This is a genomic window from Muriicola sp. (assembly GCF_041567615.1).
GTDB lineage: Bacteria > Bacteroidota > Bacteroidia > Flavobacteriales > Flavobacteriaceae > Muriicola.
Genome location: NZ_JBFGBM010000019.1, coordinates 1 through 22,479, shown reverse-complemented (window position 1 = coordinate 22,479; position 22,479 = coordinate 1). Strand labels below are relative to the sequence as shown.

At 50.2% G+C, this 22,479-nt stretch carries 24 protein-coding genes; 9 read left to right on the top strand and 15 right to left on the bottom strand.

Annotated elements, in window-relative coordinates:
* The first annotated feature begins 82 nt into the window (after positions 1-82).
* Positions 83-1,378, top strand: a complete 1,296-nt coding sequence (gene tyrS, locus ABYP73_RS02510) for a tyrosine--tRNA ligase (RefSeq protein WP_372973348.1) — start codon at positions 83-85, stop codon at positions 1,376-1,378.
* A 17-nt stretch (positions 1,379-1,395) separates the two neighbouring features.
* Here the strand turns inward: tyrS and ABYP73_RS02505 are convergent, their stop codons facing one another.
* The 3 genes from ABYP73_RS02505 to ABYP73_RS02495 all read right to left on the bottom strand — a co-directional run bounded on the left by ABYP73_RS02505 (position 1,396) and on the right by ABYP73_RS02495 (position 3,275).
* Positions 1,396-2,373, bottom strand: a complete 978-nt coding sequence (locus tag ABYP73_RS02505; protein WP_372973347.1) for an acyl transferase — start codon at positions 2,371-2,373, stop codon at positions 1,396-1,398.
* A 74-nt stretch (positions 2,374-2,447) separates the two neighbouring features.
* Positions 2,448-2,771 carry a T9SS type A sorting domain-containing protein gene (locus ABYP73_RS02500; RefSeq protein WP_372945223.1) on the bottom strand — a complete coding sequence of 108 codons (324 nt, stop codon included), beginning with the start codon at positions 2,769-2,771 and terminating at the stop codon, positions 2,448-2,450.
* Positions 2,772-2,963: 192 nt separating this feature from the next.
* Positions 2,964-3,275: a T9SS type A sorting domain-containing protein gene (locus ABYP73_RS02495; RefSeq protein WP_372945222.1), complete on the bottom strand. Its 312-nt coding sequence runs from the start codon at positions 3,273-3,275 to the stop codon at positions 2,964-2,966.
* 298 nt (positions 3,276-3,573) lie between these two features.
* Between ABYP73_RS02495 and ABYP73_RS02490 the strand changes: the two genes are divergently transcribed.
* The 7 genes from ABYP73_RS02490 to ABYP73_RS02460 all read left to right on the top strand — a co-directional run bounded on the left by ABYP73_RS02490 (position 3,574) and on the right by ABYP73_RS02460 (position 8,552).
* Positions 3,574-4,260, top strand: a complete 687-nt coding sequence (locus ABYP73_RS02490; RefSeq protein ID WP_372945221.1) for a response regulator transcription factor — start codon at positions 3,574-3,576, stop codon at positions 4,258-4,260.
* The gene (locus ABYP73_RS02485) at positions 4,260-5,318 is read left to right on the top strand and encodes a sensor histidine kinase (RefSeq protein WP_372945220.1); all 1,059 of its coding nucleotides are present in this window, start codon (positions 4,260-4,262) and stop codon (positions 5,316-5,318) included. The genes ABYP73_RS02490 and ABYP73_RS02485 overlap by 1 nt, the downstream gene beginning before the upstream one ends.
* Positions 5,319-5,374: 56 nt before the next feature.
* Positions 5,375-6,052: a tRNA (guanosine(46)-N7)-methyltransferase TrmB gene (gene trmB / locus ABYP73_RS02480; protein ID WP_372945219.1), complete on the top strand. Its 678-nt coding sequence runs from the start codon at positions 5,375-5,377 to the stop codon at positions 6,050-6,052.
* Entirely contained in the window at positions 6,049-6,687 is a 639-nt protein-coding gene (locus ABYP73_RS02475) for a LysE family transporter (protein ID WP_372945218.1), read from the top strand. The genes trmB and ABYP73_RS02475 overlap by 4 nt, the downstream gene beginning before the upstream one ends.
* A complete protein-coding gene (locus ABYP73_RS02470; RefSeq protein WP_372973346.1) occupies positions 6,680-7,030 on the top strand; it encodes an MGMT family protein in 351 nt (116 codons plus the stop codon). The genes ABYP73_RS02475 and ABYP73_RS02470 overlap by 8 nt, the downstream gene beginning before the upstream one ends.
* Before the next feature lie 140 nt (positions 7,031-7,170).
* Complete coding sequence (locus ABYP73_RS02465) at positions 7,171-8,310, top strand: P-loop NTPase (RefSeq protein ID WP_372945216.1); 1,140 nt, start codon at positions 7,171-7,173, stop codon at positions 8,308-8,310.
* Positions 8,311-8,312: 2 nt separating this feature from the next.
* Complete coding sequence (locus tag ABYP73_RS02460) at positions 8,313-8,552, top strand: NifU family protein (protein WP_372945215.1); 240 nt, start codon at positions 8,313-8,315, stop codon at positions 8,550-8,552.
* Positions 8,553-8,592: 40 nt separating this feature from the next.
* Here the strand turns inward: ABYP73_RS02460 and ABYP73_RS02455 are convergent, their stop codons facing one another.
* Entirely contained in the window at positions 8,593-10,329 is a 1,737-nt protein-coding gene (locus ABYP73_RS02455; RefSeq protein ID WP_372973345.1) for an ABC transporter ATP-binding protein, read from the bottom strand.
* Positions 10,330-10,469: 140 nt separating this feature from the next.
* Between ABYP73_RS02455 and ABYP73_RS02450 the strand changes: the two genes are divergently transcribed.
* Positions 10,470-12,659: an acylase gene (locus ABYP73_RS02450; protein ID WP_372973344.1), complete on the top strand. Its 2,190-nt coding sequence runs from the start codon at positions 10,470-10,472 to the stop codon at positions 12,657-12,659.
* Between the two features lie 6 nt (positions 12,660-12,665).
* On the opposite strand, the gene ABYP73_RS02445 is transcribed toward ABYP73_RS02450, so the two are convergent.
* The 11 genes from ABYP73_RS02445 to ABYP73_RS02395 form a co-directional block, all read right to left on the bottom strand.
* Positions 12,666-13,310 carry a hypothetical protein gene (locus ABYP73_RS02445; RefSeq protein ID WP_372945243.1) on the bottom strand — a complete coding sequence of 215 codons (645 nt, stop codon included), beginning with the start codon at positions 13,308-13,310 and terminating at the stop codon, positions 12,666-12,668.
* 112 nt (positions 13,311-13,422) lie between these two features.
* A complete protein-coding gene (locus ABYP73_RS02440; protein WP_372945242.1) occupies positions 13,423-13,758 on the bottom strand; it encodes a hypothetical protein in 336 nt (111 codons plus the stop codon).
* A gap of 6 nt (positions 13,759-13,764) precedes the next feature.
* Positions 13,765-15,192, bottom strand: coding sequence for an NADH-quinone oxidoreductase subunit N (locus ABYP73_RS02435; RefSeq protein WP_372973343.1), 1,428 nt, complete (start codon positions 15,190-15,192; stop codon positions 13,765-13,767).
* A gap of 12 nt (positions 15,193-15,204) precedes the next feature.
* Positions 15,205-16,692, bottom strand: coding sequence for a NuoM family protein (locus ABYP73_RS02430; RefSeq protein ID WP_372973342.1), 1,488 nt, complete (start codon positions 16,690-16,692; stop codon positions 15,205-15,207).
* A gap of 10 nt (positions 16,693-16,702) precedes the next feature.
* Positions 16,703-18,622 carry an NADH-quinone oxidoreductase subunit L gene (gene nuoL, locus ABYP73_RS02425; RefSeq protein ID WP_372945239.1) on the bottom strand — a complete coding sequence of 640 codons (1,920 nt, stop codon included), beginning with the start codon at positions 18,620-18,622 and terminating at the stop codon, positions 16,703-16,705.
* A 12-nt stretch (positions 18,623-18,634) separates the two neighbouring features.
* Entirely contained in the window at positions 18,635-18,952 is a 318-nt protein-coding gene (nuoK, locus tag ABYP73_RS02420; protein ID WP_372945238.1) for an NADH-quinone oxidoreductase subunit NuoK, read from the bottom strand.
* On the bottom strand, positions 18,949-19,473 hold the full coding sequence (locus ABYP73_RS02415) for an NADH-quinone oxidoreductase subunit J (RefSeq protein ID WP_372945237.1): 525 nt from the start codon (positions 19,471-19,473) through the stop codon (positions 18,949-18,951). The genes nuoK and ABYP73_RS02415 overlap by 4 nt, the downstream gene beginning before the upstream one ends.
* A 4-nt stretch (positions 19,474-19,477) precedes the next feature.
* On the bottom strand, positions 19,478-19,954 hold the full coding sequence (locus ABYP73_RS02410) for a 4Fe-4S binding protein (protein ID WP_372973341.1): 477 nt from the start codon (positions 19,952-19,954) through the stop codon (positions 19,478-19,480).
* A gap of 3 nt (positions 19,955-19,957) precedes the next feature.
* Entirely contained in the window at positions 19,958-21,019 is a 1,062-nt protein-coding gene (gene nuoH / locus ABYP73_RS02405; RefSeq protein ID WP_372973340.1) for an NADH-quinone oxidoreductase subunit NuoH, read from the bottom strand.
* Between the two features lie 9 nt (positions 21,020-21,028).
* The gene (locus ABYP73_RS02400; protein WP_372946491.1) at positions 21,029-22,150 is read right to left on the bottom strand and encodes an NADH-quinone oxidoreductase subunit D; all 1,122 of its coding nucleotides are present in this window, start codon (positions 22,148-22,150) and stop codon (positions 21,029-21,031) included.
* Between the two features lie 6 nt (positions 22,151-22,156).
* The coding region (locus ABYP73_RS02395; protein WP_372973339.1) for an NADH-quinone oxidoreductase subunit C at positions 22,157-22,479 on the bottom strand (323 nt) is incomplete at its 5' end.

The window sequence follows — 22,479 nt, the reverse complement described above, 5'->3', positions numbered from 1 at the left end:
TCCCGATTTATTAAAAAAAGCACGGGTTTGGCGCACACGGATTTCTGTTATCTTTGCAACATTCTTAGAAAACGGTTACCCGATGAGATCAAACTTTGTAGCAGAGTTGAAATGGAGGGGCATGTTACACGATGTCATGCCCGGAACAGAAGAACACCTTCTATCCGGGATGCAGGCTGCCTATGTGGGCATAGACCCTACGGCCGACTCCCTTCACATCGGACACCTGGTAGGGGTCATGATGCTGAAACACTTCCAGATGGCCGGTCACAAGCCCTTTGCCCTGATCGGCGGGGCCACGGGAATGATAGGGGATCCTTCCGGGAAATCCTCGGAACGCAACCTTCTGGATGAGACCACCCTTAGGTTGAACCAGGAAGCTATCAGGGAACAATTGTCCCGTTTTCTCGATTTCGATTCCAAGGCCGAGAACAGTGCGGTTCTGGTAAACAACTACGACTGGATGAGGGATTTCACCTTCCTGGATTTTATCAGGGACGTTGGCAAGCATATCACCGTGAACTATATGATGGCCAAGGACTCCGTAAAAAAAAGGCTTGATGCCGAGGCAAAAGAAGGCATGTCATTCACGGAGTTTACCTACCAGCTTGTTCAGGGATACGACTTCCTATACCTCTACCAGCATCACAACTGCACCCTTCAAATGGGGGGAAGCGACCAGTGGGGTAATATCACTACAGGTACGGAACTGATCAGGCGTATCGGGGGCGGAAAAGGCTATGCCCTCACCTGTCCGCTGATCACTAAGGCGGATGGCAGTAAATTTGGCAAAACCGAAGGGGGAAATATCTGGCTGGACGCTCACAGAACCTCTCCGTATAAATTTTATCAGTACTGGATCAACACCTCCGATGAGGATGCTGAGAAATACATCAAGATCTTTACGTTCCTATCCAGGGATGAGATCGAAAAACTGGTGGAGGAACACAGAAAGGCCCCACACCTGAGGCTGTTGCAAAAACGACTTGCCGAGGAGGTCACGGTCATGGTGCATTCCAGGGAGGATCTCGAAAATGCCGTCAGGGCGAGTTCCATCCTTTTCGGGAATTCAACTTCCTCCGACCTGAAGTCGCTAGACACCCATACCTTCCTAGAAGTTTTTGAAGGGGTCCCCAAGGCGGAGATCAACAGGGACGAGCTGGCCAGGGGTCTCGATATGATCGGTGCCCTGGCAGCCAAAACCGGTTTTCTCAACTCCAATGGAGAGGCCCGCAGGGAACTCAAACAAAATTCCATCTCCGTGAACAAGGAAAAGGTAGGAGAGGAATACGTGATCACAGAATCAGACCTGATCGGGGACAGCTACGTTTTGCTGCAAAGGGGCAAGAAAAGCTATTTCATCCTGGCCGTAGTGTAGTCTTAAAAAGGTCGATATCAGGTAACCATCAGGTTGCAACCCCGGATATCGGCATTGTCGAACCTCCCTAGAACTTCGAAACCTCCGTCAGGCTGTAGTCTGCCAAGATCCTGAGTGGCAATGAAGGAGCAGGAATGAAAATTGGCCAGGTCAATGATATTGATCCCTCCTGATCTGCCCGTTGGCTGAAGACTGAGGGGATCTTCCGTACTCCGGATGAGGATCTTCATCCAGGGAGGTGCTTGGAAAATCCCGCTTCCCTTGGAATACGCCTGGGAAAGGAGTTCGGTCATCCCGTATTCTGAATGTATGGATTCCACACCAAACCCATCACATAACCTCTTGTGCAGGTCTTCCCGGATCAGTTCTTTCTTCCTGCCTTTCATCCCCCCCGTTTCCATCACTATGGTATTCCTGAGTTTCATCGGATGTGATTCTGCTAAATCCAGCAGGGCGTAGGAAACGCCGATCAAAAGTACAGGTGTCTCCCTGGCTTCGAGCGTGTTTAGTTTTTCGGCCAGGTCGGGCAGGTTGTGAAGGTAGAAGCCGCTGTCCGGGTTTCCGCTCGATTCGATGAGGTCATTGACCATATATATCAGGGAAGAACCCTCCCGTTCGAGATAGGAGGGTAAAAGGGCCAGGATGCAATATTCTTCGGGTTTGCCATAAAATCTCCTGAAAGATTCCCGAAAGCTTTTTTTATAGAGGCTTACGTCCCTGACAAAATGTTTGCTCGTTTGTCCGGAGGTGGTCCCACTGCTGCTGAAAACGATTTCTTCGCGAGCCGTATCGCAGGTTATTCTTCTCGACTTAAAAAATTCTATGGGTAGATAGGGGATCTGTTCAATACTGCTTATGTCCTTTGATAATACACCCATGAGATCACAGAACTGCCGGTAAACCCGGTTATTCTCATACTGGTAATGAAAGATGGAAATCGCTGCGGCCTTAAAATCATCCTCATTTTTGATCCTGAAAATACGCTTGGGGTCCATAGCGGGAATTGGTACCCAAAAATAATAAAATAAACCCCTTAGAAGGGATGATCAGCAAACCTGTTAAGGCAGCCCTATTTGACCACCAGTTTGCGGGTGATCGTTTTTTGCTTCTCAGTTACCTGAAGTACGTAGACCCCCGGTACGAGGCGGGAGATATTCAGGGTATTGGTAGAGATGCGATCGGTGAGAACTACCTCGCCAAGCACATCATACACCGTGATTACCTTGGTGTCATTGTACTCCGAAGTGATATAGACCACATCGCTGTACGCCGGGTTGGGATAGAGCTTGAAATTGGGTATCTCCTGAGAAGGCGGTGTATTCGGCGGTTCTTTTTCCTGTCCGAAACCCCACAGGGAGCATAGCAATAAGGCGGTTAAGTAAAGTATTTTCATCAATATTGATTTGGGATCAATACTGAAAGGTATTCAATCAATGCCTCCAGGCCCATAAATTGTTGTGAATCAGAAAAAAATGTAGGTGAAAAGAAGTAGGTTTGCATTTCATCGATAAAACTGCACTTTTTACCGATTGAACAGGAAGCTATTCGACCCGCTTATGCGTGTAAATACCTTGTGCTGATACCCTTATTTCACGACCAGCTTTCGGGTAGCCTGCTTGTCTTTTTCAAGGACCCTGAGGACGTATACACCCGCATCGAGATCAGATAAGTTCAATTCTTTTCCTATGATGGTGGTCTCTATGACCTTGGTGCCCAAGACGTCGTAGATGAGGATTTTCTTTGGGGCGTTGGCCCTGGTCTCAATATAAACTTTACCGCTGGTTACAGGATTGGGATACAGGTTGAATCCTTCGATCTCACCCGGATTGGAAGGTCTGTTCTGAGCAAACCCGGAATATAAAACCAATAAAAAAGCAAGTAGGTAAAAGTGTTTCATATTGAGGGGGTTACATAGAACACTAAACAAATATAGGTATTTAGACATTCCACCTCCCGCTCAGGTACTATTCTGATTGAGAAATTCGATGAAATGCACATTTATGTCCATCTAATTCACAAATCGTACCATTTTACTTGTCAAATCAGGTTGTTTTCAAAAAATATTCGGTAAACCCCATTTATAAGCGATTTGGGACCTGTGTTATAAAATTGTTATGTTGTGGTTTTCACACCGATAGGGCTTCGGGTTGTGTTAATAATTCCTATTTTTGGTAGGATCAGTAAATTAGAAATCGATGAAGAAACAGGACATCAGAATCCTCCTTGTAGATGATGAACCGGACATCCTGGAGATCTTAAAATACAACTTGTCTTCGGAGGGATATCAGGTTTCTACTGCGAAGAATGGTGTGGAAGGGGTAGCCAAGGCAAAGAAGAAAAAACCCCACCTGATCATTCTCGATGTGATGATGCCGGAGATGGACGGGATTGAGGCCTGCGAGAAGATCCGTAATACGGAGGGCCTGGAAGATACGCTGATCACTTTCCTCACCGCGAGGGGGGAAGATTACTCTCAGGTAGCCGGTTTTGATGCCGGGGCAGATGACTATATCACCAAACCGGTAAAGCCCAAGGTCCTGATCAGTAAGATCAAGGCGTTGTTGCGAAGATTAAAGAAGGAGGAAGACGCCACCCCGGAGATTAAAAAAGTGGGGAATATCGTCATCAACCGGGAGGAATATAAAGTCCTGAACAAAGGGGAAGAGATCATCCTGCCCCGTAAAGAGTTCGAGCTGCTTTCCCTGCTGACCTCCAAACCCGACAAGGTATTCAAAAGAGAAGTGATCCTCGACAAGGTCTGGGGACAGGAAGTGGTCGTTGGGGGCAGGACCATAGACGTCCACATCCGGAAACTCAGGGAAAAAATTGGCGATCACCACTTCAAAACGGTTAAGGGCGTGGGCTATAAGTTCGTTCTGTAATGGCCATCAAACTGAGGAAATCCTATAAGTTTGCACTGAGGTCTTCCCTGTATATTTCCGTTATTCTCCTTATTCTTTCACTGCTCCTGTTCGGGTATTTTTCTTTTTGGAACTATTGGGCAGTGCTGGCAATTGCCATTGCAGTTGTATTTGCAGTGTCTTTCCTCGTCATCCAATACAGGGTGGAAGAATTCATCTATAAGAGGATCAAAAAAATTTACGACGATGTGACCCTGCTCGAATCCACCTCATTTGCTTCCCGGCCCATCACTACCGATATGGCCACCCTTACGGCGGAAATTGAGAAATTTGCTAAAGACAAGCGCATCGAGATCGATACCCTTAAGATCAGGGAGGAGTACCGGAAGGATTTCCTCGGGAATGTTTCCCACGAACTCAAAACACCCCTGTTTACAGTTCAGGGTTATATTCTGACCCTGCTGGACGGGGCCATGGAAGACAAGAAGGTTCGCAAGAAGTACCTCCAGAGGGCCAACAAAGGGGTGGAACGATTGATCTATATAGTCAAAGACCTCGACCTGATCACAAAACTTGAAGCAGGGGATCTCAGCCTGGAGATTTCCACCTTCGATATCGTCGAGTTGATAAAGAGCGTCTTCGAACTCCTGGAAATGAAAGCATCGCGAAAGCAGATTGCTTTGACCTTCGATATGGAGTACAGGGAACCTATCTATGTGAAGGGAGACCGGGAAAAGATACAGCAGGTGATCACGAACCTGGTGGTGAATTCCATCAAATACGGACATCCTGACGGTACCACAGAAGTCAGTGTGGAAAACCTTATCAAGAACAAGGTAATCGTCAGGGTGACAGATAATGGGGAAGGAATACCGGAGGCTCATCTGCCGAGGATCTTCGAACGATTCTACAGGATCGACAAGAGCGGAAGCCGGAAGGAAGGAGGGTCCGGACTGGGCCTTGCCATCGTCAAACACATCATCGAGGCCCATGGGGAGAAGATCTACGTAGAAAGTGTCGTTGATGTGGGCTCAGAATTCTCCTTCACCCTGGAAAAGGCCAAGAATCCCGAGGCCTGATCCCTTGCCCGTTAGATGAAATCCTTAGCTTTGCAGGGAATTAAGGCTTACTTTTTGTGGGTAGTAAGAACAAACTCAAGCGCTTCAGGGAAAATGAGACCTTTCCCAATGTGATCCAGCCAAAAAGGCAAGAGATCCTTTCCGGGTCCTTTGTCCGCAAAGGAAGGTGGGCGGAATTTTTTGGAAATGATCACCCCCTGGTCCTGGAATTGGGTTGCGGCAAAGGAGAATACACCCTGGGCCTGGCCGGTTTACACCCCGGAAACAATTACATCGGCATCGATATCAAGGGAGCCCGACTGTGGAGGGGTGCCAAGACTGCCATGGAGGAAGACATGAAAAATGTAGCATTTTTACGTACTCAGATCGACCTCATTGATCGTCTCTTCGCCCCGGGGGAGGTCTCCGAGCTCTGGATCACCTTCCCGGATCCCCAGATTAAGTACAAAAGGACCAAACACCGGCTTACCAACCTGGAGTTCCTAAATAAATACAGGGCTATCCTCAAAAAGGACGGAACCGTACACCTGAAGACCGACAGTGAATTCATGCATGGATATACCCTGGGTGTCCTGCATGCTTCGGGCCTGGAAGTGCTGTATGCCAACCACGATGTCTACCGAAATGAGGGAAGCCCGCCCGAGGTATTGAACATCCAGACCTTTTACGAAAAACAGTATCTTGAGTTGGGAAAGCCCATCACCTATCTTAAATTCAGGTTCTCCTCACCATGACCCACCTCATCATTTTATTCTTCGTCACCTATTCCGCTGCCTTCATGGCCACGGTCCCTCCCGGTCTGCTGAATATGAACGCGGCAAAGACGAGTGTGGAAAAGGGCAAGATGAACGGGGTCATATTCAGTCTTGGGGTTTCCACCATGATCATGATGCAGGCCTATGTGGCTGTGCTCATCTCGAAATTCCTCTACAAAAACCCTGAAGTGATCGACCTGCTGATGAAGATCGCCCTCGGGATCTTCGCCTTCTTTGCCATCTATTTCTTCGTCCTGGCGAAGCGGTTCAAGCCCAACAAAATCCGCATTGGCAAGATGAGTAAGAAAAACAGCTTTTTCAAGGGTATGCTCCTGGCGGCCCTGAACCTGCTGACTATCCCGTATTACAGCGGACTCAACGTCATGTGGAATGCCTCCGGTTGGATCAAGTTCCAACTCTGGGACATCGCTACCTTTATCCTCGCAGCGGGGATGGGGACCTTTACAGTCCTGTATTTGTATACCTTCTATTTCAATAAACTCGACCTGAAAAACAAAACCTTTTCTAAAAATTCCAACTATATGCTCAGCGTATTGATGATCATATTGCTGGTCATCACGCTGGTCAGACTTTTTTACAGAAACCATGGATAACAAAGGGAAGGATTTCTTTGAACAGGTATATGAAATCGTGAGGCAGGTCCCCTATGGAAGGGTTACCTCCTATGGCGCTATAGCCAGGTACCTGGGCACCACCCGGGGCGCGAGGATGGTGGGTTGGGCGATGAACAATGTGCCAGACCGGGAAGATATTCCTGCACACCGCGTGGTGAACAGGATGGGATTGCTGACCGGAAAGCACCATTTTGGCGGGACAAACCTGATGCAGCAACTCCTGGAGAACGAAGGACTCGTCATCATCGAAGACCGCGTACAGGAATTTGAGAAGTATTTCTGGGACCCTCTGAAAGAACTGGGTGAACCCGGTTGGCATTGAGGATTTTCTCCCCCGGCAGAAAAGGATCAAAGACCCGTCTAACCCTGAACGCCATTTCCATTCAGTTCCTTCCTAATCTCGGCCCTAAACCGTATCTTTGTTGACTAGAATGATTACACATTGAGAAAGGGGTTGACCGGATGAAACTCGATAAAAAAGAAATACTAAAAGCCCTGGAAACCATCTCCGTACCCGGAGAGGGCCAGAACATGGTCGAAAGCGGGGCTGTGCGAAATATTCAGACCTTCGGAGATGAGGTGGTGGTGGATATTACCATAAAGAATCCAAGCCTTCAGGCCAAAAAGAAAACGGAGGTAAACATTCTTCAGGCCATTCACAGGGAGGTCTATGAAAAGGCGAAGATCACGGTCAACATCACCGTAGACGCACCGGCAAAGCCCAAGACGAACGAGATCAAGGGAGCTCCTATTCCCGGGATCAGGAACATCATTGCCGTGGCCTCAGGAAAAGGTGGAGTGGGAAAATCAACCGTTACCGCAAACCTGGCAGCCACCCTCTCAAAAATGGGATTTTCGGTGGGCATACTCGATGCAGACATCTACGGCCCTTCCATTCCTATCATGTACGATGTTGCCTCCCAGAAACCCCTGGCGGTTGAGGTTAACGGCAAATCCAAGATGAAGCCGATTGAGAATTATGGGGTAAAGATCCTTTCCATCGGATTTTTCACCCAGCCCAACCAGGCGGTCATCTGGAGGGGCCCTATGGCAGCTAAAGCCCTCAATCAGATGATATTCGACGCCCATTGGGGAGAACTCGACTTCCTGCTGATCGACCTTCCTCCGGGTACAGGTGATATTCACCTGAGCATTATGCAGGCCCTGCCCGTTACCGGAGCAGTGGTGGTGAGTACACCCCAGGAGATCGCCCTGGCCGATGCGAGGAAAGGGGTCGCTATGTTCCAGCAAGACGCTATCAATGTTCCCGTGCTGGGGATCGTAGAAAATATGGCCTATTTCACCCCGGCAGAACTTCCCGATAACAAGTATTACATCTTTGGACGGGATGGGGCCAAGAACCTGGCTGATGATATGGACGTACCTTTCCTGGGTGCCCTGCCTCTTGTTCAGAGCATTCGAGAAGCCAGCGACGCAGGCAGGCCTGCGGCCTTGCAGACCGCCACACCCCTTGAGGCCTCCTTTGAAGAGATCACCCGGAATGCAGTGCAGGAACTCGTGAGGAGGAACAAAGACCTGCCTCCCACTGAGGCGATCAAAATAACCACCATGGCCGGATGTGCAGCCGTTAAAAAGAAATAATCATGACTGAAAAGGACCTGCGCCAAAACGTGGAAAAAGCGCTGGATGAGATCCGGCCCTTCCTTCAAAGTGACGGGGGGGATATCTCCCTGATCTCCATTGACAACGGCAAAACGGTGACGGTTCGCCTGGAAGGCAATTGCGTGGGGTGCAGTGTGAACCAGATGACCCTGAAAAGCGGGGTGGAAATGACTATCAAAAAATATGCCCCCGGGGTTGAAAAGGTGATCAATGTAAGTTGATTGTCAGCACTTCTCCCAAACTCTGTATTCATTCCATTTATTAGATCCTGGCCTGATAGGTAAACAGGTTGTAGTACCGGCCCTCCTTGGCTATGAGTTCATCATGGGTCCCGGTTTCTGCTATACGCCCCTCTTCTATCACCATGATCTGATCGGCCTTCCTGATCGTACTCAGCCTGTGGGCGATCACAATGGTGGTCCTGCCCCGGGTCAGGGCAGCCAGACTCTGCTGGATCAGACCCTCGCTCTCGGTATCCAGGTTTGAGGTGGCCTCGTCCAATATCAGGATCTTAGGATCTGCGAGGATAGCCCTGGCAATGGCGATGCGCTGTCTTTGTCCCCCTGAAAGCTTGATACCCCTTTCCCCAATGAGGGTGTCCAGGCCGTCTTCAAACCGGTCTGTGAATTCATCTACATAGGCAGACCGCACGGCATTTTGCAATTCGTCCTCCGTAGCCTTGGGTCTAGGAAATAATATATTCTCCCTGATGGTTCCTTCGAAGAGGAAATCGTCTTGTAATACCACCCCCAGGTGTTTCCGGTAATACTTCAGTACGATCCTGGACAGGTCGTACCCGTCTACAGTGATCCTTCCGCTTTGCGGCTTCAGAAAGCTCGCTGCGAGTCCGGCTATGGTGCTTTTCCCTGAACCTGAGCTCCCGACCAGGGCTACCGCACTTCCCGGTTTTACTTGGAAACTGATGTCGTGCAGCACCTCTTTCTCTTCTTCGTAGGCGAAAGAAACATTCTCAAAAACGATATGCCCTTCGATACGTTTTGGCTTTAAGGTCCTTTGCCCGGGATCCTCCTCTTCCGGGAGATTCATCAGCTCTTCCGTACGGTCGAGCCCCGCCAGGGCCTCACTTAGCTGACTCCCTATATTGCTCATTTGAACGATGGGTGCTACCATCAGCCCGAGCAGGAAGGTAAATTCGAGGAACTCCCCCAGGGTCAGGGCCTCGGTCATGATCTTGTATCCGCCTATCCCCATAATGCCTGTGGTAGCGACCCCAAGCAGGAAGGTAGATGAACTCGTCATAACAGCCGTGGCAGTCAGGCTCTTCTTTACATTCTGGTACAGCCGGTGTACTCCCTCCTTGAAGACGTCGTGTTCCTGTTCTTCAGCATTGAATCCTTTGATTACCCGGATCCCTCCAAGGGTCTCCGTAAGCCGGCCCGTCACCTCGGCATTGATCTTGCCCCGGTTTCTGAAAATAGGGCGGATCACCTTGAAGGCCTTCAGGGCGACAACCGCAAATACAGCCAGGGGGATCAGGGCAAAGAGGGTCATGGATACGCTGATACGGAGCAAGAGGATCAGGGCCACCACCGCTGTGATCGTTCCTCCGACTAACTGTACGAGCCCGGTTCCTATGAGGTTCCTCACCCCTTCTACATCGGTCATGATTCTGGAGACCAGTTCACCGGACTTCGTATTGTCAAAAAAACGAATGGGCAAGGTCAGGACCTTCTGCTGGACCTGGGCCCTGAGTTCGGAGATCATATACTGGGCCTGAACGCTGAGGATCTTGGTCAGGAGGAAGGAGGTCACGGCCTGGACCAGAATGGCCAGGATGACGATACCGATCAATACCTTCAGGAAGGGGATATCCTTGTTCGGGATGATGTCGTCCATAAGGTATTTGAGCGACATGGGTGCAACAAAGCTGGCGGCCCTGCTGATAATAATCAGGATGAGTCCGATCAGGACCAGATTCCTTCTGGGCCAGATGATGGTCCTGAATGCGTTGAGAATACTGACTTTTTTCCCTGCCATGGTAACGTAAATCCGGAATAAACGAGGGCCTAAGATACTTATAATTTGACAGCCGTCACGGTGAAGGATTCCCCCGGGAAAGAAAATTAGTTTTTCCCACGTAAGTCGATTAAATTCACGGTATCATCAACTTGAATCCCATGAAAAAATACTCCGGCCTGACCGTTATCTTCTTACTTGTCTGCCTTCATTACTCCTGCGGCAGGGTGAGAGAACTCACTGAATTTGAGCGGTGGAAAACGCATGCAGAGAATACGACCATTATCCGGGACAACTTCGGGGTACCTCATATCTATGGGAAAACGGATGCCGACGCAGTCTTTGGACTGTTGTACGCTCAGTGTGAGGACGACTTCAACCGGGTAGAACAGAATTACATCTGGGCTACAGGCAGGCTGGCCGAAGTAGAAGGGGAAGACGCACTTTACAGTGACCTCAGGGCAAGGATGTTCATGAGCCGGGAAGAGGCAAAAGCTATGTATGAAAATGCCCCGGAGTGGCTCAAAGAGCTATGCCTGGCCTTTGCGGATGGGATCAATTATTATCTTCAGACCCATCCGGAGGTCCAACCCAAACTGCTAACTCGCTTCGAACCCTGGATGCCCATGTACTTCAGCGAGGGGTCCATAGGAGGTGATATCGAACGCATCAGTACGCGGAAGTTGCAGGCGATGTATGAGAAGGGGATCAAATTTCCGAAATCCGTCGAAAGGGAGATCGAAAAGAAGGAAGAGGAACTGGAGCCACAGGGATCGAACGGGATCGCCATCTCCGGAAGCCTGACCCAATCGGGGAACGCCATGCTGCTTATCAATCCCCATACTTCCTTCTATTTCAGGGGGGAAGTCCACGCCGTGAGTGAAGAGGGCCTTAACGCCTATGGAGCCGTAACCTGGGGACAGTTCTTTATCTACCAGGGGTTCAATGAGAAGACCGGATGGATGCATACCTCCACCTATACGGATGTCATTGACGAGTTCGTGGAAACCGTAGTGGAGCTGGATGGGGAACTCCTTTATCAATACGGGGAGGAGCTCAGGCCGGTAAAGGTCTCGAAGGTAAGCCTGAAATACAGGGATGGGGACAAGATCAGGGAGAAGACCTTTCCCTATTACAGGACGCATCACGGCCCGGTTACGCACATGGAGGGAGACAGGGTGGTGGCCACTGCCATGATGTGGGACCCTGTGAAGGCCCTGGAACAGTCGTATATCAGGACCAAACAGTCCGGTTACGAAGGATTCAGGAAGATGATGGACATACGCACCAACTCATCCAACAATACGGTCTACGCCGATGCAGAGGGCAACATTGCCTATTTTCACGGGAATTTTATCCCGGTCAGGGACACCGTTTTCGATTATACCCAACCTGTGGAAGGAAAGGATCCGAAAACAGACTGGAAGGGGCTGCATACCGTGGATGAGAATATCCTACTTCTCAACCCAGCCAATGGCTGGATACAGAACTGCAATTCCACGCCTTTTACGGCGGCCCTGGAATTCAGTCCAAAGCGGGAAGATTATCCCCGGTATATGTCCCTGGACAGGGAGAATTTCAGGGGCATTCACGCCATAGAATTGCTTACAGATCGGAGCGGTTATACCCTGGACAGCCTGATCAAACTGGCCTACGATCCCTATTTGCCGGCTTTTGATGCCCTGATCCCCGGCCTGATCGAGGCTGCAGACAAAGCGCGGGGATTGGATTCGGAAACGAAGGAAGCGATAGACATCCTCAGGCGGTGGGATTTCAGGACGTCAATAGGATCTGTGGCCATGACCCTGGCACATTTCTATGGGACCTCATATGGGAGGGAAGGATCTCGGCCCTATTCCATGAGTGATATGGAGGCCATGTCATTCTTTGGATCACAATCGCCCCCTGAGGAGCGCCTGAGAATCTTTAAGGGGGTACTGGATCAACTCAAAGCCGATTTCGGCACCTGGAAGATGCCCTGGGGGGAAGTGAACCGCTACCAGCGGCTTAACGGGGAGATCCGCCAGCCCTTTGACGATGACCAGCCCAGTATCCCGATAGGTTTTGCCTCAGGCAGATGGGGTGCCCTGGCCGCTTACGGGGCGCGCTATGACAACAATACCAAAAAGATCTACGGGACCCGGGGAAACAGCTTTGTGGCTGTCGTGGAATTCGGGAAAAAAGTGAAGGCCAGGAGCATCCTGGCCGGAGGGCAAAGCGGGGATCCCGCATCCCCTCATTTTGACGATCAGGCCCAGATGTATGCGGATACGGAATTCAAGGATGTACTTTACTACAAAGAAGATGTGCTTAAGAATTCGGAAAGCACCTACCATCCGGGGGAGCGATAGGAATTTTTATTCCTGAACGACGATCAGGGAGGCTTTGGATCCGGTAGAAAGCAGCCATTTATTGGAATAGATGAGCTGGCCCTTATCGTCATAGACATCAACCTGGGCCGTATTGGGCCCTGAGGTCCCCTGGTTGAGCGCCTCAAAGTCGAGGCGGTTAAACCCCTTGTCGAGGTTGAGGTTGATCCCTTTAAAACTTCCTGTAAGCAGGATGTTGGGTTCTACAACGTGTCCATTGGCATAGATCTTTACGCGATCCCCGTCTACGTACTCATGGTCTCTGCATACAACCCCTACGAATTTGGAAGAGGTCTTTACATCTCCCAGATACATATCTCCATAGTGCTTTTTGCTGTCACCTTTTTCCCGTTCCCCTACCTTGGGGTCGATATCCATGTCGAACCCGGCCTGTTTCAGTTCCCTGTCCGGGAGCATTTTAACCCCCGGTGTCATGGAATCATTGAGATTGGGGGTCTTTCCCATATCGATCACAGACGGCATTTTAAGCGTAGCGTTGGGAGTAGGACTCGCTTTGATGTCCAGGTTGGGTTTAGGCCCGATTTTCAAAGGCTGGGTCTTGGGAATATCGGTTTGCGACATCCCATACGCCATCCCTCCGAGGATCAAAATGAAAGAAATAAAGGCCCTCATGACAGTACTTTAGGAATATAAAGGTAGCAAATACCCTGCCATGGAGATATAAATCGCTGTTAAATTCGACCAACGTTAAGGGTCGTACAATGTACTCAACTTCAGAATTTTGTCACTCTTTAGGTGGTTTTTCATCCCAGTACTGAGGGCGGGTATCTTCGGTTTGCTGATTCCAGTAGGCCGGTGTTACCTTTCTGCCGTCCGGGGTCCTCAGTTTGCGCTGGTAGACCCAGATGGTGGGGTTAAAGACCATGTCGGTCACGGCTACTGTATAAAGTTGGGGGTCTTCCTCGCTCTTCCTTTTTTCTTCTTCGGTCAGGACCTCAAAACCGTTGTGCTCCAGGAGCGCTTTCAGGAAATCCCTGCGGTTGGCATCCACTCCCTTTTCCACAAAGGTCACACGGGTATCTTCAATACTCCCAAACATGTGTTTTCCTGCTAAGCTCATGACATTTTAATTTAGGGTGTGACTCAGGGCATAGATATAATCGTAGATCGGACTGTAAATGCCGAGGATGAGGATACCTGCCACAGTGATCACCAGACCGATACGCATATAGGCGGCGTTGGTAAAATAGGGGATGGGGTGATCGCTCTTGCGAAGGAACATCGCCCGGACAACCAGCAAATAGTAATAAAGTGAAATCGTAACGTTGACCACGGCCAGGAAAACCAGGAAGTAGTAACCCTTGCTGGCTGCTGCCGTAAAGAGGAAGAATTTTCCAAAAAAGCCGGCAACCGGGGGGATTCCCGCCAGGGAGAACAATCCCAGCATCATCACCAGGCTCAACCTCGGATTCGTGCGATAGAGGCCCTCGTAATCCTGAATATTCTCCTTTCCGGTCTCCGTTGCTATGGCCTGTACCACCCCAAAGGCCGCGAGGTTGGAGAAGATATAGATCAGGACAAAATAGATCACCGTGGCTACCCCCAGGGTTGTCCCAGTGATCAGACCAAGAAGGATGAAACCGGCTTGTGCGATGGACGAAAAGGCCAGGAATCGCTTCATATTTTGCTGTCTCAGGGCAAAGAGGTTGCCGAGGAACATCGTCAGCACGGCCAGCAGATAGAACAGGTTTTCCCAAAGGTGGATCAGGGATTTCAACACTGTGAAGAAAAAGATCATCAGGATAAATACGGCTGCACCTTTAGAAATGACTGAAAGGTAGGAGGCCACCCCGATGGGTGCTCCTTCGTACACATCGGCTGTCCAGAAATGGAAGGGGACCAGGGAAATTTTGAACCCCAGGCCGGCAAAGAACAGGATGAGGGCCAATACGGTAAGGTTGTTCTCCGAGATCAAAGCTCCCATTTCTGAGAAATAGATCGTCCCGGTTGAGGCGTACATCAGAGAGATACCAAACAGGGTGATCCCTGAGGCCAGGGCCGATGAGAGAATGAGTTTGATCCCCGCCTCACTGGATCGCATCCGGTACATCTCGAAGGCCGCGAGGGCTGCAAGGGGCAAGGTGGATAGTTCCAGCCCCAGGTAAAACATCAGGAAATCCCCTGAGGAGATCAGGAACTGAAGTCCGAGGAGGGACGACAGCAACAGGATAAAGAATTCGGACCCCCTGTTTTGGGGAACAAGTTCCCTTTTTACCCATTCGGCCGACTGTAACAGGACGATGAGTACCCCTATGTTCAGAATGTTCTTGAACAAATGGATCAGGGCATTGGTCCGGAACATCCCCCCGAAGAGCAGACCTTCCTTCATATCCAAAAACCCCATGCCTGTGTGTATCGCAAACAGGACGATAGCCAGGGATATTACGCCTTCCTTTTGTCTGTCTCTTGCAAAGATCTCATAGATCAGAAGAATCAGGGCGATGACGAGAATGGATATCTCCTGTCTGAGTAATAAAACGGTTTCCAAGTTCATGGTTCCGGAATTTTATAATACCCCTTGTATAAAGGGTTGAATACTTTCTAAAATCATCTCGCTCAACCACAAAGGCGCTACGCCTATTCCTATGATTGGCAGCAACATCAACAGGATCCCTGCTTTCTCATACCAGGTGGCCTTTTCCATGGGGGTCATCGAATTCCCTTTCAAGGGTCCCATAAGCATGATTCCCACAACCCTGAGGATATAGACCGCGGTCACCACAATGGCTGAAACGGCAAATATGGAGGCGATCCTGTACGGGATCTCCGGGTGCTGGAATGCGCCCACAAAAATGTTCATCTCCACCACAAAGCCGCTGAAACCGGGAAGCCCCAGGGAAGCGAGACCTGCTATTACATATGTCGCGGAAATAAAGGGGATCACCTTGAGCAATCCTCCGAGTTTTGTCACGTCACGCGTATGAGTCCTTTCGTATATCATGCCGATCAGGGCGAAGAAAAGCGCTGTCATAAAACCATGTGAGAGGGATTGAATGATCGCCCCGTTCCAGGCCGTTTTGTTGAGCATCAGCAAGGCAAAAAGGACCAGTCCGAGATGACTCACGGAAGAGTAAGCATTGATGTACTTCAGATCAGTCTGGCGGATAGCGGCAAAGGCACCGTAGATCACCCCAAAGGTGGCGAGGACGATAAAGAACCAGGACCAGTGAAGTGTCCCTTCGGGCATGAGGTACATGGCTACCCTGAAGACTCCATACCCCCCTAGTTTCATGAGCACGCCTGCGTGGAGCATGGATACAGCCGTGGGGGCAGAGGCATGACCGTCTGGAGACCATGTATGGAAGGGAAACAGAGCTCCGATCACCGCAAAACCGATAAATGTCAGGGGGAAGAACAATTTTTGTGCTTCCACGGGGATCTGCACTTCGGCAATTTCGAGGATGTTGAAGGTCAGAGGACCGCCCCCTGCGCCGGAATTAAAATAGATCCCGAGGATGCCTACCAGCAACACAGCCGAGGCACCCATCAGCATCAGGGTCAGTTTCATCGCCGCGTATTCCCTGGGACCGGACCCCCATATGCCGATGAGCAGGAACATGGGGATCACCGCTATTTCAAAGAAAACGAACATCAGGAACAGGTCGAGGGATATGAAAAATCCGTATACCCCAGTAGAAAGGACAATGAGGGAAATAAAAAATTCCTTGGGCAGTTCCTCCATCTTCCAGGAGATAAAGACCCCTGCCAGGACCACCAGGGCTGTGAGCATAAGCAGGGCAACGGATATCCCGTCGACCCCAACGCTGTAGTGGATATTGAAATCCCTGAACCAGACCAGATCACGGGTAAAGAGCATGAGCTCATCACTGACCGCCCTCTCTCTCAGATAGGTGAAAAGGAGGTTTACGGACATGCAAACCTGTACCAGCGTCCCGATCAGCGCGATCATTCGTGCCTGTTTCAGGGATCTGGCCGTGAGCAGGACGAGGACCGTAAGGAAGGGGACGACGATAAATAATGATAATATATCCATAAGCTCAGCCTTAAGAGGTCCACAAATAAATAAACAGCACTGCCAGGACGACCGTTCCGCTTACGAAGGCCATGGCGTAATCCTGCACTCTGCCGGATTGCATTCCTTTTATCTTTTTCGAGAAGAGCACGGTGGAATTCCCGATCAGGTTCATGGTGCCATCCACAATCTTCCGATCAGCCCACGCAGCGCCCGCTGCAATTCCCTTAAAGAGGATATTCCTGGTCACAAAGAGGTACACCTCATCCATATAGAATTTCCTGTGAGCCCAGGTGTAAAGCACTCCCAGTCGGTCTGTCAGCCGGGTCGCCAACCCACTATCTCTTTTATAGAGTATCCAGGCAGTTCCAATACCCAATAGGCCTACCACCACAGCTGTGATCGCCATGGGGATATCCAAATGGGCTTCGAATCCTGTTCTGTCCGGACTGATAAACTCGCTGAAGGGGATAAACCCTACCGTTGCGCTGAGTACAGCCAGGACCATCAAGGGGATGGTCATGGAAGTGGGAGACTCCGCAGGACGGTGATCATACGGGGTTTCCTTTCCCCAGAAGATCCCGAAATAGATCCGGAAAATATACAGGGCCGTCAGACCGGCCACAAGTATGCCAACGATATATAGAAAGGTATTGTGCTGATAGACCGCAACGAGAATTTCATCCTTGCTCCAGAACCCTGCAAAGGGTGGAATCCCCGCTATGGCCAGGGCGGCCACAAGGAAACTTAGGTGGGTCACGGGCATGTATTTTCTCAACTGGCCCATGTCTTTCAGGTAATTGCTGTGTACGGCGTGTATCACGGATCCGGCACATAAGAAAAGCAGGGCCTTGAACATGGCATGGGTAAACAAATGGAACATGGAAGACATATAGCCCAGTCCCTGACTTCCTTCATAACCCGAAACGCCTAGGGCGAGCATCATATATCCCAGCTGGGACATGGTAGAGTAGGCAAGCACCCTTTTGATGTCTGTCTGGGTCAGGGCGATCAGGGCCGCAAAAAGGGCAGAAAAAGCCCCCACATAGGCGACGATCTGAAGGGCAAAACCCTCTTCTATAAAGAAGTACATGGGGAACAGTCGGGCGACCAGGAAAACACCTGCCACCACCATGGTCGCTGCATGGATCAGGGCCGAGACCGGGGTAGGCCCTTCCATGGCATCGGGAAGCCAGATGTGAAGAGGAAACATGGCCGATTTACCGGCCCCTCCCACAAAGATCAGGATGAGACCCCATGTCAGAACAGAGAGGCCCATAAAGGAGGCCGGTGCCCAATGGGTGAGGGTTGCTCCCTCAGGGTTATTCAGGGTCTCGAAATCATAGGTCCCTGTGTAGTATCCGATCAGCAGGATACCGATGAGGAAACCCAGATCCGCAAAGCGGGTGACAATAAAGGCTTTTTTGGCGGCAGCCACCGCAGATTCCCTGGTGTAATAATAGCCGATCAGCAAGTAGGAAGAAACTCCCACCAATTCCCAGAAAATGTAGATCTGGAAGAGATTGGTCGCCAGGACCAGGCCGTACATTGAGAAGGTGAATAGGGCGAGGAAGGAAAAGAATTTGGTATACCCTTCATCCCCTTGCATATATCCCCGGCTGTAGATATGCACCATCAGGGAGATGGTGGAGACCACGATCAACATCATGACGGAAATGGGATCGATAAGCACCCCCATATCTATCCTCAGGGTCTCTGTAAAATTCATCCAGACCGTTGATTCTACAAGGGCCGGATAAGCACCCGAAACCTTTCCTAACACCATGAAATACTCATAGGCTGTATAGAAGGAGAGGAGCGTGCAGACCAGCATCCCCCCAACCCCTACAAGTCCGGAAATTCCGGGTCCGATCTTACGGTTGAACAGGCCAAGGACCAGAAAAACTGCAAGGGGGACCAGTGGGATCAGGATGATGGCGGTGTAATTCATAGTTGAGTCACTTTAATTTTTCATGGTTTCCACTTCCTTCACTTCCACAGAACTGATCTTCCTGTACAAGTTGATGATTATAGATATAGCCAGTGCTGTTTCAGCAGCTGCCACGGCGATGATAAAAATGGAAAAGATCATCCCCTGCAGGATCTCGGGGTACAGGTACTTGTTGATCACTACAAAATTGACCGCGGCTGCGTTGAGGATGAGTTCCACGGAGATGAGGACTGAGATCAGGTTCTTGCGGGTGATGAAGCCGTAGACCCCTATAAAGAAAAGGATCGTACTCACCGTCAATAGTTCATATATCGATATACCCTCTATCATGTGTTCTCGTTTTTATTTTCGGCCAATGCCGTGCCTTTGGCGATCACGATAGCCCCGACCATAGCTGCCAGAAGCAAAACACTGATCACTTCGAAGGGCAGGATATATCCTCCTTCCCCATAGTCCAGTAGTTTAGCACCTATATCGATTACCTCTGTTCCGGAGCTTTGGTCTGAAATCTCGAATTCATAAGAATAGATCACCGAAAGGAATACGGCCATCCCCAGGACGCAGGCCAGGCCTGTCAGCAGGAGCTTCGAAGTCTTTGCGATCTCCATTCGCATCTCGATATGATGCACGAGAAGCACGGAAAAGATGATCAGGACGATGATACCTCCTGCGTAGATGGTAAGCTGAATGGCGGCCAGGAAGTTGTAGTCCATCAAGAAATAAACCCCGGCAACCCCGCAGAGGACGAACAGCAAATAGATCACTGAACGCAGCATCCTCCGACTCATCACGGAAGCCAGTGCCGAGGCGATCATGATCAGGGCCAGGGTATAAAAGATAATTCTCTCCATAGGCTTAATCTTCTACGCCCTGCATCAGGGTCGATCCGGGTTCGTTGAGTACTCGGGTGAGGGTCGACCTGTCATACACTGAATTTTCGAAATTCTGCCCCCATTTGATGGCATCGTGCGGGCAAACATCAATGCAGAGGCCGCACATGGTACACATGCTCAGGTGGTAGATGAACTGGTCTATCTTTTTTTTCTTTTTTCCGGTGGTTTCATCGATGCCCCTGTCCCAGATGATCTCAATGGTTCCATTAGGACAGGCGATCTCACATTTCTGGCAACCCGTACAGCGGTGTTCGTTACTTTCGTTATGGGGCATGATCACCTCCCCCCTGAACCTGTCAAACATCTTTAGGGTTTCACGGTTATCCGGATATTGCTGGGTGATGGCCCCCTTCCTCGAGGTCACGAAGTATTTACCCGTAACACTCATGCCGGTCAGGAGGGTTTTGATGCCATTGTAGATGTCAGAAAAGTAACTCATACGTCATAGTCTTATCGTTAGATTGAGCCAAACCAACAAGGCCATCAGTACGATGTTGACCAGGTTGATAGGCAGCAGGTATTTCCATTCCAGGGTGAGCAGCTGATCCACTCTCAGCCTGGGGAAGGTCCATCGGAACCACATCATCAGGAAGACCAGAGCCATGGTCTTCAGCAGGAACCAGAATACACCCAGTTCCGGTATGGATTCCGTAATGCCGAAAGGTGAGAGCCATCCGCCGAAAAATACTGTGGCAGCGATAGCGGATATAATGAACATGTTTATAAATTCTGCCAGGAAGAAATAGGCGAATTTCATCCCGGAGTATTCCGTGTGGAACCCGGCCCCCAGTTCGGATTCGGCCTCAACCAGGTCGAAGGGCGCGCGGTTTGTCTCAGCCGTTCCTGAGATCATGAAGACCATGAAGGCGATAATGGCCGGGATATGCCCCTGCAGGATCAGCCAGCCGCTCTTTTGAACCTCGATGATCTCTGATAATTGAAGGGAACCTGTGATCACGACCATCGTCAGGAGGGAAAGCCCTACCGAGAGTTCATAGCTGATGGTCTGAACCCCGCTCCTCATGGCACCGATCAGGGCGTATTTGTTGTTGCTGCTCCATCCTCCCAGCAAGATGCCGATTACCCCGATCGAGGAAATGGCGATCAGAAAAAAGAGCCCGATATTGATGTCGAAGGCGTGGAATTCTGCCGAAAAAGGGATGACCGCCAGGGCCATCAGGGCCGTAATAATGACGAAATACGGAGCCAGGTTATAGAGGAACTTATCAGCCCTTTCCGTCCCGGTAAGTTCTTTGGTCAGCAATTTGATGGCGTCAGCCATGGTTTGCAACAAGCCTTGTGGCCCCACCCGGTTGGGTCCGATCCTGAGTTGAAACCATGCGGCCACCCTTCTTTCAAGCAAGACCAGGAATAAGCCTGCCACTGCAAAAATAGTGAGGTATACCAATGCGATAAGGACCATCTCGACGATACTGGCCACGCCTTCCGGCATGACGCTGAAGAGCCAGTTGTGTATATTCTCGGTAATTCGCAATTGCATCATGTCACTGCATTAACGGTCAATATCCGGGATAACCAGATCCAGCGTGGCCATAGTAGCCACCAGATCCCCGATTTTCCCCCCAACCGCAATATGGTTCAGGAGGGAGAGGTTGGAAAATCCCGGAGACCGGAATTTAAGTCTGTACGGGTTTTTTGTACCTGTACTGATGATATAAACCCCGAGTTCGCCCCTTGCGGTCTCAACTTTCTGGTAGTATTCCCCTTTGGGCAATTTTATCACTGCGTTGGTGGGGACCCTGTGTTCTCCTTCCGGGATATTGTCTATCAGTTGTTCTACAATGGAGAGGGATTCCCACATCTCCTGTATCCGAACGAGGTAACGGGCATAGGTATCTCCTTCGGTTTTGAGTGATTCTGTAAAGGTCACCCGGTCGTAAGCGCTATACGGATGGTGCTTGCGCACGTCGCAGGAGTATCCGGAAGCTCTGCCCACGGGACCGGAAGCGCCAAACGAGATAGCATCCTCCCTGCTGAGGACGCCCACCCCTTTTGTTCTTTTCTGGAAGATGACATTCCCGGTCAGGAGCCTGTCATACTCCGGGAGTTTAGTCTTGAAGTGGGCCACAAAGTCCTTGACCCGTTTGACGAAGTTGGGGTGAATATCGAGCATGAGTCCGCCCGGGACATTGTAATTCATGGTCAACCGGGCCCCACAGGTCTCTTCCATGATGTCATTGATCATTTCCCTGTCCCGGAATCCGTAGAAATAGGTGGTCAGCGCCCCAACGTCCATTCCCATAACACCCCACCACAGGCAGTGTGAGGAAATCCGCGTGAGTTCGGCAATGATGGTCCTGATCACCTTCACCCTTTCCGGGATCTCCAGCTGTAGGGCATTCTCAACTGCCAGGCAGACCGCTTCGTTATTGATGTTCGCAGAGAGGTAGTCCATGCGGTCAGTCAGGTGTACGATCTGCTGGTAACTGTCGCGTTCGCACATCTTTTCGATAGAACGGTGGATATACCCCAGGTCGGGTTCCACCTTTTTGATGATCTCCCCATCGATGGTCAGGACGAGTCGCAGCACCCCATGGGTGGCCGGGTGTTGCGGCCCCATGTTGATGAAGTATTCCTCAGATTTGAAATTGTTGTATAATACTTCGGTTTCCATGTGCGATCAGTGTAAGATCATGTTGACGTCGTCCTCATAGTCCTTCCTCAAAGGGTATCCTTCCCAATCCTCTGTCAGGAAGAGTCGCTTTAAATTCGGGTGGTTCCTGAAACGGATACCGAAAAAGTCGAATACTTCCCTCTCGTGGAATTCTGCCGTGAACCAGAGATCACAGACGGTATCTAATTCCGGGTTTTCCCGGTCTGCAGTGGATACTTTTACTACGAGGATATGCCTTTTTGTGGTCGATTCCAAGTGATAGATCACGCCCAATTCTTCCCCCCAGTCGACGCCCGTCAAACAGAACAGGTAATCGAACTCCGTTTCGG

Bases quoted from the DNA above. Each gene is read 5' to 3' on its own strand.
- ABYP73_RS02430 (WP_372973342.1), bottom strand. From the start codon at position 16,692: ATGGATATATTATCATTATTTATCGTCGTCCCCTTCCTTACGGTCCTC.
- ABYP73_RS02440 (WP_372945242.1), bottom strand. From the start codon at position 13,758: ATGAGCTTAGCAGGAAAACACATGTTTGGGAGTATTGAAGATACCCGT.
- ABYP73_RS02400 (WP_372946491.1), bottom strand. From the start codon at position 22,150: ATGGAAACCGAAGTATTATACAACAATTTCAAATCTGAGGAATACTTC.
- nuoK (WP_372945238.1), bottom strand. From the start codon at position 18,952: ATGATAGAGGGTATATCGATATATGAACTATTGACGGTGAGTACGATC.
- ABYP73_RS02445 (WP_372945243.1), bottom strand. From the start codon at position 13,310: ATGAGGGCCTTTATTTCTTTCATTTTGATCCTCGGAGGGATGGCGTAT.
- ABYP73_RS02465 (WP_372945216.1), top strand. From the start codon at position 7,171: ATGAAACTCGATAAAAAAGAAATACTAAAAGCCCTGGAAACCATCTCC.
- ABYP73_RS02500 (WP_372945223.1), bottom strand. From the start codon at position 2,771: ATGAAAATACTTTACTTAACCGCCTTATTGCTATGCTCCCTGTGGGGT.
- ABYP73_RS02495 (WP_372945222.1), bottom strand. From the start codon at position 3,275: ATGAAACACTTTTACCTACTTGCTTTTTTATTGGTTTTATATTCCGGG.
- ABYP73_RS02485 (WP_372945220.1), top strand. From the start codon at position 4,260: ATGGCCATCAAACTGAGGAAATCCTATAAGTTTGCACTGAGGTCTTCC.
- ABYP73_RS02505 (WP_372973347.1), bottom strand. From the start codon at position 2,373: ATGGACCCCAAGCGTATTTTCAGGATCAAAAATGAGGATGATTTTAAG.
- ABYP73_RS02410 (WP_372973341.1), bottom strand. From the start codon at position 19,954: ATGAGTTACTTTTCTGACATCTACAATGGCATCAAAACCCTCCTGACC.
- ABYP73_RS02450 (WP_372973344.1), top strand. From the start codon at position 10,470: ATGAAAAAATACTCCGGCCTGACCGTTATCTTCTTACTTGTCTGCCTT.
- ABYP73_RS02455 (WP_372973345.1), bottom strand. From the start codon at position 10,329: ATGGCAGGGAAAAAAGTCAGTATTCTCAACGCATTCAGGACCATCATC.
- ABYP73_RS02490 (WP_372945221.1), top strand. From the start codon at position 3,574: ATGAAGAAACAGGACATCAGAATCCTCCTTGTAGATGATGAACCGGAC.
- ABYP73_RS02460 (WP_372945215.1), top strand. From the start codon at position 8,313: ATGACTGAAAAGGACCTGCGCCAAAACGTGGAAAAAGCGCTGGATGAG.
- tyrS (WP_372973348.1), top strand. From the start codon at position 83: ATGAGATCAAACTTTGTAGCAGAGTTGAAATGGAGGGGCATGTTACAC.
- nuoH (WP_372973340.1), bottom strand. From the start codon at position 21,019: ATGATGCAATTGCGAATTACCGAGAATATACACAACTGGCTCTTCAGC.
- ABYP73_RS02415 (WP_372945237.1), bottom strand. From the start codon at position 19,473: ATGGAGAGAATTATCTTTTATACCCTGGCCCTGATCATGATCGCCTCG.
- ABYP73_RS02475 (WP_372945218.1), top strand. From the start codon at position 6,049: ATGACCCACCTCATCATTTTATTCTTCGTCACCTATTCCGCTGCCTTC.
- ABYP73_RS02435 (WP_372973343.1), bottom strand. From the start codon at position 15,192: ATGAACTTGGAAACCGTTTTATTACTCAGACAGGAGATATCCATTCTC.
- ABYP73_RS02470 (WP_372973346.1), top strand. From the start codon at position 6,680: ATGGATAACAAAGGGAAGGATTTCTTTGAACAGGTATATGAAATCGTG.
- nuoL (WP_372945239.1), bottom strand. From the start codon at position 18,622: ATGAATTACACCGCCATCATCCTGATCCCACTGGTCCCCCTTGCAGTT.